8 protein-coding genes and 3 pseudogenes are annotated in these 12,900 nt (G+C 65.1%); 7 read left to right on the top strand and 4 right to left on the bottom strand.

Annotated features, from left to right (window positions below):
• From Y706_RS30455 to Y706_RS26585, 4 genes and pseudogenes are all read left to right on the top strand, one after another.
• A pseudogene (locus Y706_RS30455) lies at positions 1–339 on the top strand (hypothetical protein); the annotation flags it as partial.
• A gap of 158 nt (positions 340–497) precedes the next feature.
• Positions 498–1,931: a bifunctional glycosyltransferase family 2/GtrA family protein gene (locus Y706_RS0119560; RefSeq protein ID WP_028277921.1), complete on the top strand. Its 1,434-nt coding sequence runs from the start codon at positions 498–500 to the stop codon at positions 1,929–1,931.
• Positions 1,932–4,025, top strand: a complete 2,094-nt coding sequence (locus Y706_RS0119555; protein WP_028277920.1) for a glycosyltransferase family 39 protein — start codon at positions 1,932–1,934, stop codon at positions 4,023–4,025.
• Positions 4,026–4,063: 38 nt separating this feature from the next.
• Positions 4,064–5,332: pseudogene (locus Y706_RS26585) on the top strand (aldehyde dehydrogenase family protein); the annotation flags it as partial.
• 213 nt (positions 5,333–5,545) lie between these two features.
• On the opposite strand, the gene Y706_RS0119545 reads toward Y706_RS26585, so the two are convergent.
• Positions 5,546–6,013 carry an Lrp/AsnC family transcriptional regulator gene (locus Y706_RS0119545; protein WP_028277919.1) on the bottom strand — a complete coding sequence of 156 codons (468 nt, stop codon included), beginning with the start codon at positions 6,011–6,013 and terminating at the stop codon, positions 5,546–5,548.
• A gap of 132 nt (positions 6,014–6,145) precedes the next feature.
• On the opposite strand from Y706_RS0119545, the gene Y706_RS26580 reads away from it, so the two are divergent.
• The gene (locus Y706_RS26580; RefSeq protein ID WP_253906846.1) at positions 6,146–6,850 is read left to right on the top strand and encodes an HAD hydrolase-like protein; all 705 of its coding nucleotides are present in this window, start codon (positions 6,146–6,148) and stop codon (positions 6,848–6,850) included.
• A 133-nt stretch (positions 6,851–6,983) separates the two neighbouring features.
• Here Y706_RS26580 and Y706_RS0119535 read toward each other — a convergent pair whose 3' ends face one another.
• Both Y706_RS0119535 and Y706_RS0119530 read right to left on the bottom strand, forming a co-directional pair.
• Complete coding sequence (locus tag Y706_RS0119535) at positions 6,984–8,507, bottom strand: glycoside hydrolase family 43 protein (protein WP_253906845.1); 1,524 nt, start codon at positions 8,505–8,507, stop codon at positions 6,984–6,986.
• Between the two features lie 300 nt (positions 8,508–8,807).
• On the bottom strand, positions 8,808–9,083 hold the full coding sequence (locus Y706_RS0119530; protein WP_028277917.1) for a hypothetical protein: 276 nt from the start codon (positions 9,081–9,083) through the stop codon (positions 8,808–8,810).
• 312 nt (positions 9,084–9,395) lie between these two features.
• Between Y706_RS0119530 and Y706_RS30450 the strand changes: the two are divergent.
• Positions 9,396–9,779, top strand: a pseudogene (locus Y706_RS30450) (TRIC cation channel family protein); the annotation flags it as partial.
• 59 nt (positions 9,780–9,838) lie between these two features.
• The gene (locus Y706_RS0119525) at positions 9,839–11,125 is read left to right on the top strand and encodes an amidohydrolase (protein ID WP_043436561.1); all 1,287 of its coding nucleotides are present in this window, start codon (positions 9,839–9,841) and stop codon (positions 11,123–11,125) included.
• 364 nt (positions 11,126–11,489) lie between these two features.
• On the opposite strand, the gene Y706_RS0119520 is transcribed toward Y706_RS0119525, so the two are convergent.
• Complete coding sequence (locus Y706_RS0119520; RefSeq protein ID WP_028277915.1) at positions 11,490–12,179, bottom strand: nucleoside/nucleotide kinase family protein; 690 nt, start codon at positions 12,177–12,179, stop codon at positions 11,490–11,492.
• Positions 12,180–12,900 lie beyond the last annotated feature (721 nt).

The raw sequence follows: 12,900 nt of genomic DNA, 5'->3' as shown, positions 1-12,900 counted from the left end.
CCCGCACCGGCACCCGCACCGGTCGCAATCGACGACCCCGCCGGCGCGCAGGCCTACGCCGCGTCCCAGCTGGGAAGCTATGGCTGGGCACCCGGCCAGATGCAGTGCCTGCACAAGCTGTGGACCAAGGAATCCGACTGGAAGACCACCGCCACGAACGCCAGCAGCGGCGCCTACGGCGTGGTCCAGTCCCTGCCCGCCTCGAAGATGGCGAGCGCCGGCGCCGATTACATGACCAACTACCGGACCCAGATCAACTGGGGCCTGAATTACGTCAAGTCGCGCTACGGCTCCCCCTGCGGCGCCCTGAACTTCCACTACGCACACAACTGGTACTAAACCGGCACTAGCCGCCCCCGCCTTGGAGGCCCCGGATCCCATGGATCCGGGGCCTCCTTGCGTCTCCACTGCGGGACCGGCCCGGCGGGCCAGACTTCCACAGCCCCCGCACAGCTTGACCCTAAAGCCCTCATATGGGCCGCCGGGAAAGTTGAGCCATGACATTCACAGACCAGGCCACAGGAACCCTGCCCCGCTCCACGGCGACGCCGGCCGGCCCGGCGGCCCCCGAGGCACCCTCGGGGCTTGCGCTGGCCGACTCACCGGTCCCGGGCCCGATCGCCGGGGCGCTGACCGGCCCCGGCGGCCGGCGCACGGCCATTGATACGCGCGCCAGCACGCCCCTGCTGGACGTCACCATCCCGGTCTTCAACGAGGAACGGGACCTCGAGGCCTGCCTGCGCCGGCTCCACGCGTACCTGCTCGGCGCCTTCCCGCATTCCTTCCGGATCACCGTGGCGGACAACGCCAGCATCGACGGAACGCTCAAGGCCGCGGAACGGGTAGCCCGCGAGCTGCGCGAAGTGACGGTGGTCCATATGGCAGAAAAGGGCCGCGGAAACGCACTCCGCAAGGTGTGGCTGGCCTCGCCGTCGCCGGTTCTGGCGTACATGGATGTGGATCTCTCCACTGATCTGGCGGCCCTCGGACCGCTCCTTGCCCCGCTCATTTCCGGGCACTCCGACCTGGCGATCGGGACGCGGCTGACCCGCAACTCCCGCGTGGTCCGCGGACCCAAACGGGAATTCATCTCGCGCAGCTACAACTTCCTGCTCCAGGCCCTCATGGGCGCCCACTTCAGTGACGCGCAGTGCGGCTTCAAGGCGATCCGGGCGGACGTGGCCCGGCAGCTGCTTCCCCACACGCTGGACAACGCCTGGTTCTTCGACACCGAGCTGCTGGTCCTGGCAGAAAAGTGCGGCCTGCGCGTCCATGAAGTCCCGGTGGACTGGACCGACGACCCGGATTCCAGCGTGGACATCGTCCAGACGGCCCTCGCGGACTTGCGCGGCATGGCACGGTTGAGCCGGGACCTGGTATCGGGCCGGATCCCGGTTCCCGACCTGCGCGCGGCCCTTGCCCGCGGACCGCTGCCGGCCGCCTCCCGGGCCCAGGAACAAAGCCCCGGTGGAAGCCTCTTCGGACAGCTCGTCCGCTTCGGCAGCATCGGGGTGGCCTCCACCCTGGCCTACCTGGCGATCTTCCTGCTCTGCCGCGGGTTCATGGACCCGCAGCTGGCAAACTTCCTCGCGTTGCTCACCACCGCCGTGGCCAACACTGCGGCCAACCGGCGCTTCACGTTCGGCATCCAGGGCAGCAGCCAGGCGGCTCGCCACCATTTCGAGGGGCTGCTGGTCTTCGGCATCGGGCTGGCCCTGACCTCGGGCGCACTCGCCCTCGTTCACGCCGCGTCGGGAGCGGCACCGGACCGCTGGCTTGAACTGCTCACGGTCACCGCCGCCAACCTGGCCGCCACGGCCGTGAAGTTCCTGCTCTTCCGGCTGGTGGTTTTCCGCCACAGGCCCGCCGCTGCCGTTCCGGCGCCCGGCGCCCCCGATCCTTCCCTCCCTCGCACAGAAAAGGCCAAGTAAATGACGGCAACCATCAGTCCCACCGCCGGAGCCCAGGGCGGTTCCCCGGCCGGCAGGCCGCCGGCCGCCGAGGAACAGCCACACCCGGTTCCCGGAGACGGCGGGACGGCGCCCCATCTGCCCGCGTCCCCGGCGCCGGCCGCCCAAGGCCGCCGGGACCGGCTGCTGTTCGGACCGCAGCCCCGCTGGGTGCGGCCCTCGGCAGCGCTGCTTCTGGTGGTCACCGCGCCGTTGTACCTGTGGAATCTGGAGGCCACCGGCTACGCCAACTCCTTCTATGCCGCGGCGATCCAGGCCGGGACCAAGGACTGGACCGCGCTGCTCTTCGGTTCCCTCGACGCCGGCAATGCCATCACGGTGGACAAGCCCCCGGCCGCACTCTGGATTCCCGCCCTCGCGGGACGGATCTTTGGTTTCTCGGCCCTGAGCATGCTCATCCCCCAGGCGATCATGGGAGTGGCGGCCGTCGGGCTTCTCTACCTGACCATCAAGCGGGTGTCCGGGCCGGCCGCGGGCCTGCTCGCCGGCGGCGCCCTGGCGCTGACCCCGGTGGCCGCCCTCATGTTCCGGTTCAACAACCCGGACGCGATGCTCACCCTGTGCCTGGTGCTGGCGGCCTACCTCACCACCCGCGCCATCGAGAAGGCCGGCTGGAAGTGGCTCGCCGCGGCCGGCGCGGTCATCGGCCTGGCCTTCCTGAGCAAGATGCTGCAGGGCTTCCTGATCGTTCCCGGCCTGGCCCTGGCCTACCTGTGGGCGGCGCCCACCACCCTCGGCCGCCGGCTCCTGCACCTGCTGGCCGCCGCCGCCGGGATCGCCGTCGTGGCCGGAAGCTACGTTGTGCTGTTCCAGCTGACCCCGGCCTCGGTCCGGCCGTACATGGCAGGGTCGGAGACCAACAGCTTCCTGGAACTCACGTTCGGCTACAACGGCCTGGGCCGGATCACCGGGTCAGGCGGGGGCATGCCCGCCGGAGGAAACCTGGGAGGCAACGCCGGCGGCCCGGGAGGCAACGGAAACGTCGGCTTCGGCGGCGCGCCCGGGATCACCCGGATGTTCGGGACCAGCTTCGGCGGAGAGGTGTCCTGGCTGCTGCCGGCGGCCCTGATCCTGCTGGCCGCCGGGCTGTGGTTCACCCGGCGCGAGGCCAGGACCTCGAAAACCCGGGCGGCGCTCCTGTTGTGGGGCGGCTGGCTGGTCATCACGGCCGGGATCTTCAGCTTCATGAGCGGCACCGTGCATCCGTACTACGCCGTGGCGCTGGCCCCCGCCATCGCGGCGCTGGCCGGCATCGGTTCCCTGGAACTGTGGCGGGGCCGGGCCTACTGGCCCGCCCGGGTTGTCCTGGCCGTGACGGTGCTGGCCACCTCTGTCTGGTCCGCCGTGCTCCTGGGCCGCGACCCGTCCTGGCTTCCCGGGCTCCGGGTGATCGTGGTGGTCCTGGGCGTCCTCGCCGCCGCGGCCCTGCTCCTGCTCCTGCGGGCGGACGGCATGGCGGCTCTCCCGGCGCGGTTCCGCAAGGCCGCCACGGCCGGCGTCGTGATCCTCTGCCTGCTTGCCGGCGGGCTCGGAAGCACCGCGTGGACACTGGCGACCGTCGCCCAGCCGCATTCCGGTTCGATCCCCACGTCGGGCCCCACCACGTCCGCGATGGGCGGCGGCTTCGGGGCAGCAGGCAGGACCGGCACTGACGGAACCGGCACTGACGGAACCGGCACTGACGGCGTGGGCAGTGCCGGTATGGGCGGTGGCCCCGGCGGGGAAACGTCCTCGGCGGAGTTGACCGCGCTGCTGAAGTCCTCCGGCGCCAAGTGGTCCGCGATTGTCTCCGGCGCCACCCAGGCCGCGAGCCTGGAACTCGCCACCGGCACCAGCGTGATAGCCCTCGGCGGCTGGAACGGCGGCGACCCCTACCCGACGCTCGCACAGTTCCAGGCGATGGTGGACGGCGGCGAGATCGGCTACTTCATTTCCGGCGGCATGGGCGGCATGGGCGGGGGCCGCGGCGGCAACTCCGAGGTCGCCACCTGGGTCGCGGCCAACTACCAGGCCCAGACCGTGGGCAACGCCACCGTCTACAAGCTGGGAGCGTAGACCGCCATGACTGACACCTTGAGCCCCTGCCCCGACACGGCGCCCGGAAGGCACGGGCTCTGTCCCGCAACGCACGCGGGAAGATACTGGACGGCGCCGCAACGGAGATCGAGCAGCGCAACGAGGAGTTCGCGCAAACAATTGTGTCCGAGGCCGGTAAAACGATCCGCCAGGCGCGGAAGGAAGTACTGCGCGCGGTCAACACGCTCCGCCTCTCGGCTGCCGAAGCACGCCGGAACGCCGGTGAAGTCATACCCTTTGACTCCTACGAGGGCTCAGAGGACCGCACAGGATGGTACTCCCGCGAACCACTGGGCATCATTGCCGCGATCACTCCCTTCAACGACCCCCTCAACCTGGTGGCACACAAGATCGGCCCGGCAATCGCCGGAGGAAACGCCGTCATCCTCAAACCCTCTGCGCTGACTCCCCTGTCAGCCCAGCTGCTCACGGACGCCCTCGTGAGCTCCGGCCTCCCGCCGGAAGCCCTCACGATTGTTCACGGCGACCGGGAAGTGGCCGAAAAAATCATTCGGTCCCGGGACGTACGAATGGTGTCCTTCACCGGGGGGTTCTCCACTGGGGAGAGTATCGCCCGCACGGCAGGCCTGAAGAAGCTTTCCATGGATCTCGGCGGAAACGCACCCGTGATCGTCCTGGACGATGCACACATCGAGAAAGCCGTGGCATCCTGCGTCTCCGGAGCATTTTGGGCCGCCGGCCAGAACTGCGTGGGGGTGCAGCGGATCCTCGTGGCCGCCCCCGTGTACGGCGCGTTCCGCCAGCGCTTCCTGGAGGCAACGGCGCGGTTGGTTGCCGGAGACCCATCGGATGAACAGACGGATGTCGGACCCATGATCAGCCCCACAGCATTGCAGGAGCTCCGGTCCAAACTGGACGTGGCCCTCGGCGCCGGCGCCGTCCTGCTCTCAGGCAACGTCACGGACGGCAATGTGCTTCAGCCGACCGTCCTGGAAGCCGTACCGGCGGACAGCAGCTTGTGGAGGGAGGAGGTTTTCGGCCCTGTGGTCATGCTTCGTAAATTCAACACCTTCGAAGAGGCCATCGACGTCGCCAATGCCATCGAGTTCAGTCTTCATGCGGGCATATTCACCGACTCCCTGGCCAGGGCCATGGATGCGGCCCGCCAGCTCGAAGCAGGCGGCGTCATGATCAATGATTCCTCTGATTACCGGTTCGACGGCATGCCATTCGGCGGGGCTAAGTACGGGAGCATGGGCAGGGAGGGCGTCCATTTCGCGTATGAGGAGATGACCCAGCCCAAAGTCATCTGCATCAAGAACTGATCGAACTGGAGGGGCGCGGCCGAGGGCCTGCGCCCCTCCAGTTCCTCCGAGCAGCCGGCACAAACTGCGCACCAAGGAAGCCCTCCAGGACGGATCAACCATTCTGGACATCGTCACCAGAAAGAACCTTTGGATCGGGACGCAGCTCGGTCACTGCTGGACTCCCCCGTGCTGCCTGTCAGAAATCCAAACATGACCGGAGTCTGATCACTTTCACTCCGTGGCGCGGGCACCTCCGGCGCCCCGCCTGATGAAACTGGAAAGCGTCATGGCCGTCACCGTGTCCGTGACTCCGGGAATAGCAGCGATCTGCTCCCAGATCTCCTGAACCCTCTCCAGCGACCGGGCCTCGACCCTCACCAGAAGATCAAAGTCACCGCTCACGACATCGCACAGAACCACCTCGGGAATGGACCGCAACACGGAGATGACGTCCGCCCCCCGCACCCGGTCCTTCCTGTAAACCATCAGGAAGGCGGACACCGGGCCCTGGCCCGGAGGGCCGGCAACAATCGTGTACCCCTGGATATACCCTTGCCGTTCCATCCGCTCGATCCGCTGGCGCACAGCGTTCCTCGAAAGGAGGACTTTGGTCGCCAGCTCTGCATGGCTCATGCGAGCGTTCTTCGTAAGCTCCGCAAGAATCCTCTGATCAATCTGATCAAGACTCACTCGATCCATGCCTGCCCTTCACAGCAATAATCCCCCGGACCCAACCGGAACGGAAACAACTTCAAGACCGAAAGCCTCGAAAAAATGACACTTCATCAAGCCCGGCCATCTCTCACTGGCATTAGCTGCATCTTGTTCGACATGGACGGCACGCTCCTGGATTCAGCACCGGGCGTTACAACAAGTGCTGCACAGGCATTGGCAGCTGTGGGCGCGCCGGTCCCCAGCATGGACATACTGCGCCGATTCGTTGGTCCGCCCATGATCGAGTCCTTCAGATCAGTCTCACAACTGGACGAAAAGACGGCCCAAAAGGCCCTCCAACATTATCGCAAAGCGTACGCCGATCATGGCGCCGAACAGTCCAGCCCCTACGACGGGATCATCGATCTACTCGAACGCCTACATTCGGCCGGCATTCCGATGGCCGTAGCCACATCCAAGGTTGAAGATCAAGCAATAAGACTGGCGCGAATGTTCGGAATTGATTGCCACTTCATCACCGTGTGCGGAGCGTCAGATAGCGAGGGAAGAGCGAGCAAGGCAGACGTCATCGCCGAATTGCTGCTTCGGCTCCATTCCACAGGCGTAGACATCTCCAGTCCCGCAATGGTCGGAGACCGAAGCTACGACGTCGCGGGAGCAGCTATCCACGGAATCCCCACAATATTCGCACTCTGGGGATACGGGGAGGCCGAGGAAGCCCTGCAGGCCGCCGCCGTTGCTGCCTCCCCTGCGGCCCTTCTGCCACTGATCCTGGAGAACCGCCGGCGGTCAGCCGCGCAGCATCCCTCGTGCGATGAGTCCACGAATGCGACCAGCAGTCATTCACATTCCACTGTTTGACGAGCCGTCGAAGCCGGCGTTTAGGTTCGCACGCATTCATCCCCGACTGTGGAGCTCCCGCACTGGCTGGGAGAGCGCAATCGTGCCTTAAATGGGTCCGGAGACTCTCAGGGATGGACGAACTCGAGCGGCGCTAATCGTGATGGTTGTATTCGAACCGTTCGATGATAATGCTGCCGCTGGTTGCCGCCAGTCCGACAACGCGGCCGGTGAACCCGCCGGCGACCTCTGTGGACAGATACCGGCCGTCCATCCGCGCGAGCGTCGTCAGCTCGCCGTGCTCTCGAAAGCCCAATGTGACTTCGTCCGGCCCAGTATTTATGCCCGGTTGGCCCGCCAAGGGTGAGTCGTTGCATGCGATTTCCAGCTGAAATGGTCCAGGGGCTGGGTCGATTTCCGCTGTCGCTACCACCTGCTGAAGGGGTCCGATCTGGGCCACGACCCGGATTTGGCGTCCGGAGGCTTCGATGCCATACCAATGGAAGTCGTCCATCCTCAGGAGGAACCTGACCGCCTCGTCACCCGAGAGTAGAACTGACGCGCGTGCATCCCAAACGTGTCCGAGGACCCTGGTTGCCAGGATGGGAACGTTGCCAGTCTGCCTCTGCCTGATAAGGAGACCTTCAGGGGTTTCGGCCGTAAACGAAGCCGGGTCCTGGCCGGGTGAAATCCACCGCGGGTGAAGGCTGTCTGAAGAGAAATCGTCAATAAACGAAGACCCGACGACGGGAACCTGATAACGGTCCTCATCGAACCGCGGCCAACCCTGGTCCCAGGAGATACCCGCAACATAAGTTTCTCGACCCAGGACGTGAAAGCCAGGAACAACGCCTCGGGGACGAACACCGAGGTAGACCGCGGCCCAATCACCATCGACCGTTTCGACCAGGTCCGCGTGGCCGACACTCTGGACGGGCGCAGCCATGCTGCGATGACTGAGGATGGGGTTGTTCGGATGCGGTTCGAAAGGACCTGCGGGACTGCTGCCACGGCTGACAGAGACGGCATGACCGCGTTCCGTGCCGCCTTCGGCCAAAACCAGATACCAGCAGCCGCCCGCCTCATACAGGTGCGGCCCCTCCGGGTAGGCCAACCCTGTTCCCTGCCACACCTTCCTGGGAGATTCCAAGAGGCGGCCAGCGTCGGGATCCAGCCGCGCCTGGACGATACCGGACTCATTCTCGCCGGGGCCGAACCCTACCCAGGTGAGGTAACAACTTCCGTCGCTGTCCCACGCGATATCCGGGTCGATGCCCAGCGTTCCCGGTATCTGTACTGGGTCGCTCCACGGGCCGGCAGCCTCCTTGGACCGCAACAGCAAATGACCGCCACCGAAGTCGCTCATGTTCGTGGTGACGAACCAGAATTCACCGTTGTGATGCCTGAGCGTTGAGCCGAAGATCCCGCCTGAAGGACGCCCGTCCCCAACAGCGAACTGGCTCCGCCGGGTGAGGATGTTCCCGATCTGATCCCAAGTTACGAGGTCCCGGCTGTGGAAGATCGGCGCTCCGGGGAAGTACTCAAAGCTCGACGTTGCCAGGAAATAGTCGAAGCCGACCCGACAGATTGTGGGGTCAGGGTGGAAACCCGGAATAACCGGTGTGATGGCTGCGGGAGATGTTACTTGCCGAACCTGCTCGACTGCAATGTCAACCAATGGGGCTCCGTCCGTTGCTGGCATTGACTACCCGGTCTGCGGGAGTAGAGGAATTTCAACCCTAGGATGTCCCGCCTTGCAGTCCCACCTGGACTTTCACTGGTTGGAACACCTTCCCTGCCTCACACCCGCATCACAGCCGGGGACGCCACGTCATTCAGCGCTGCCGCTGCATGGTCCAGAGCGTTGCACTAATTGGCCACGATGCCTTCAAGGGGCGCGACGGTACGTGCCCGGCTGCCTTTCGATCACATGGAAACGCCCCGGACCAGCGTGGTCCGGGGCTTGCGTGGGCGTCTGCTAGCGTCCGATGCAGACGGTGAGATCCAAATAAATATCGTTATCAGCGACAAAGCGATCCTGGAGGTAGCGGGCGAGGCTCGCGTCCGTAGCGGTGTGAACGCTTTGAGCGATCGCTCCTCGCAGCAGCGCCTGGGTGTCGGTGGATTTGACGACATCCAGCGGCGCCCACCCGCGATGACCGCCGGTAAGACGTTCTATGTCCGTGCGGAAAGAGCGCTTGTGGTCGTCGCGGACAGTAGCGCGCATGGTGAACGGGATAAAGGGAGTGGGCAATGAGGTCCTTTCACGAGGCAGCCGGTTGTCGACGCGCCGGTTAGAACAAGACCGCCGCTGCCCCCGCTATTCCCCCGAAGCAGCCAAGGAGTCCAGCATCACGGCGCCGGGATGGCACCTCCGCTATCGGCCATGGGCCACTCTGCAGGGCGGGAGCTGATAGCGGATCTTATGTAAAGCTTCCACCAATTTGGTCTGTCCTCGGGCATACGAAATCCCAACCGCTTTAGGTCAACTTCGGGAGCGAGGAGACTGATGGCCAAAGACGGAGCCGCCGCTCAGGGCGCGAAAGCGCTCCCTAAGAAGGCGCCGGTGGGCCTGCTGGCCGCGCGGCGGGCCTTTGACATAGTGGGCTCGCTCTTGCTGGGGTCGCTGACCGGGCTCGGCGGCGGCGTGGTGCGGGACCTGATCATCGGCGTTACCCCGATGCCTTTCACCCAGCCGGTGTACCTGGTCCCGCCGGTGGCCGCTGCACTGCTGGTCTACTTTTTCGCACGCCGTGTCCAGCGGTTCCCGCGGACACTGCTGATCTTTGACGCCGGCGGCCTGGCACTGTTCTGTACTGCCGGAGCAGTCACGGCCCTGGACGCGGGCATCAACCCCGTTTCGGCCGCCCTGCTGGGCGTCACCACAGGGGTCGGCGGGGGGTTGCTGCGTGACGTCGTCGCAAACCGGGCAAGACCTAGCAGGTGGGACCGGCCCGGCGTAGGTTGGGGGGCAGGGCAGGACGCTCGAGCCGGACGAAAGGAGACCTTGTGGCCGCGACCGAACAGATATTGCAACACTACGAGTCAATCCGCCCGGAACAGGAGGACTTCTACAAGGACCTCCACCAAAACCCTGAGCTCTCACACCAAGAACACCGCACCGCCGCCAACGTGGCGCGCAGCATGAGTTCCTACGGCTTCCAAACGGAGACCGGTATCGGGGGAACAGGAGTCACTGCGGTGCTGCACAACGGCAACGGGCCAACGGTTTTACTCCGGGCCGACATGGACGCCCTGCCCCTGCAGGAACGGACCGGCGCAGACTACGCAAGCACCATCACAGCCCAGGACCAGGGCGGGGACCGTGTGCCCGTCATGCACGCCTGCGGACACGACGTTCACGTCGCATGCCTGCTGGGCGCCTCCAGACTGCTCGCCGAGCACCAGGACAAGTGGCGAGGCACCCTCGTTGCCCTGTTCCAGCCAGCCGAGGAAACCGGCGACGGCGCCCGCGGCATGCTCGCCGACGCTCTCCTTGATCGCATCCCCCCGCCCGACGTCGCACTCGCCCAGCACGTGCTGCCCGGAGTCTCGGGCCACGTCGCCACCCGGTCCGGCCCGGTCTTATCCAGCGCCGACAGCCTCCGCATCACAGTCCACGGCCGCGGCGGCCACGGCTCAATGCCGCAGAACACTATTGATCCTGTCGTGCTGGCCGCCATGATCGTCCTTCGCCTGCAGGCAATCATTTCCCGCGAAACCCCGCCCACCGAACCTGCCGTCCTCACCGTCGGGAGCCTTCACGCCGGAACCAAGAGCAACATCATCCCCGACCAGGCGGTCATGGAACTGAACCTGCGCACCTACACCGACGCCACCCGGCAGCGGATTCTCGACTCTGTCCGACGTGCCGTCCAAGCCGAGTGCGCCGCCAGCGGCTCCCCCAAAGAACCGGACTTCGAAACCTTCGACAGTTTTCCGCTCACCGTCAACGACGAGGCAACAACCGCTCGCGTAGCCGGGGCCTTCAGCACCTACTTCGGCGACCGGGCCGGCAGCCTCGAGCTCCAGACCGCCAGCGAGGACTTTAGCGATATTCCGCGGACCGGCAACATCCCCTACACCTACTGGGGCATCGGCGGAACGGACCCGCAGACCTACAGGGCCGCCGTACGGGACGGCCGGGTGCTGGATGACGTTCCGGCCAACCACTCGCCGATGTTCCTGCCCGTCCTCCAGCCGACCCTAAAGACCGGAACCGAAGCCCTCGTCGCCGCAGCCCTGGCCTGGCTGGGCCTGGATAATTCACCACCGGCCAACGCGACGGCCTCCTAATCAGACGAGGACGGGACAGCCGCGTCCGTGGCAGATGTTGCGTATTCAATAAACCGTCCAATCCCCCGTCGGCCCTGACAGCAAGACCCAAAACACCAGCACCAACCCCGGGCACAGAACTGCGGCTTGCCTGCATTTCGCAAGACGGGAAGAATGCGTTCACAACACCGGAAGTCTGTCACTACCGCAGTCTGTGAGTCTGCCTACGCCGCCGATAGCCGTGACAATGACAAGCCGCCGCTCAGAAGGGGCTACGAAGGCACGTTAGGGTGGGCACTCATCAAAGAATCTCGGGGGCATTTTGTGTTCCAGGCAGTGAGTAACGCCGCAGTCCCGCTGAAGCCGCGGCTGGGTTTCTGGCCGCTTACTCGCGGCCGGGCGCCGAGACGGTAGCGGGTGTGTGTTCGATGACGAGCGTGCTGCGTTGGCTTCCTGGTGTTACCAGGCGGGCATTGCGTTCGTCGTTGCCGGTTGCGCGCCATTCGGCGATGGCGGCGTCGTTGTCGAATCTTAGGTGCCGGGCGGTGAGCCGGCGCAGGCGTTCGCCCTGTTCGAGTTCCACGAACCAGGTTTCATCCAGGAGGGATGCGACCTCGTTCCATGGGGCCTCGTCTAAGAGCAGGTAGTTGCCTTCGGTGATGATCAGGCGTGTTTCCGGCGGGACGGCGATGGCCCCGGCGATCGCGTCGTTGACTTCGCGGCGGAACATCGGCGCGAAGGTCTCCCGCGAGGTCTCTGAGCGTAGCCGGCGGAGCAACGCGACGTACCCGGCACCGTCGAAGGTCTCGGGAGCGCCCTTGCGGTGCTCCATCCCGCGGGACTCGAGCAGCGACTGCGCCAGGTGATATCCGTCCATGGGGACCAGGGCGACCTGCCCGGGATGGTTGGTGAGCAGGTGCTCCAGCAGCCATTCGGAGATGGTGGATTTGCCGGCACCGGGCGCCCCGGCTATTCCGAGCAGGCACCGTCGTCGCCGCTGGAGCAGCGCTTCAGCCCGGGCGAGGAGCTGCTGCTGGCCTGATTCGTCCCAGCGCAGGTATGGAGGGGTGTTCATCGCTTCTCCTTTCCGGCTCTCGCCTGGACCAGGACAGGAGGTTGCCCGGTGTTCTACGGCATCACGTTACATTGGCGTGGACAAGGTCCACACAACCTTTGCCGGACAAACGCCCGCCCAACTCTCTCCGGCCAAGAAAAAGAACGAATCGAGGACCAGAAATCTCCCAGAAACTTCCCTCAGGTCATGCCGTCACCACAACTCCGGGACACGAATAGGCACAAGGCCGACCAGGTCCGACACAAACAGCAAGACGGGAGGCCCGAGTGATCCCAAGTCGCAGCAGGTCATGCAGTTCCAAGCGCTCCCGCCCATGAAGGAGCAAGCAGCACCGCTGTCCAAGTCCAGGGAAGGAGCCGCCAGACCAGCCGCCGCCAACAAAAATGGGCCCCACAGGGGCCCATAAAGGAGATTTGTACACATTCAGAAGCCCACAAGCCCCTGAACAGGGAAAACACGTGCCCGAGGTGGGACTCGAACTGCATTCCCTCCCCCACAAACACTGGGAACTCCCGGTAACATGCGGAATCCGGCCCGAACCGACCCACATACGCCCCGATGCGAAGCCCAAAATGTGCACAATGTACACACCCCAATTTCATCGCTTCCAGCGCCCTGAGCCTGCACACCGTATCCCGGCACGCAGGGATACGGCACTTCTTTGTGCTGACAAAATTCGTCTCCCTTGAAATCGGGATGATCACCATGATCACCATGATCA

It is taken from the genome of Arthrobacter sp. I3 (assembly GCF_000520575.1).
GTDB lineage: Bacteria > Actinomycetota > Actinomycetes > Actinomycetales > Micrococcaceae > Arthrobacter > Arthrobacter humicola_A.
This window is presented reverse-complemented; position numbering and strand designations above follow the sequence as displayed.

Excerpts from the sequence above, each read along its gene's own strand:
- Y706_RS26580 (WP_253906846.1), top strand. The coding sequence starts at position 6,146 with ATGGACGGCACGCTCCTGGATTCAGCACCGGGCGTTACAACAAGTGCT.
- Y706_RS0119545 (WP_028277919.1), bottom strand. The coding sequence starts at position 6,013 with ATGGATCGAGTGAGTCTTGATCAGATTGATCAGAGGATTCTTGCGGAG.
- Y706_RS0119560 (WP_028277921.1), top strand. The coding sequence starts at position 498 with ATGACATTCACAGACCAGGCCACAGGAACCCTGCCCCGCTCCACGGCG.
- Y706_RS0119520 (WP_028277915.1), bottom strand. The coding sequence starts at position 12,179 with ATGAACACCCCTCCATACCTGCGCTGGGACGAATCAGGCCAGCAGCAG.
- Y706_RS0119555 (WP_028277920.1), top strand. The coding sequence starts at position 1,932 with ATGACGGCAACCATCAGTCCCACCGCCGGAGCCCAGGGCGGTTCCCCG.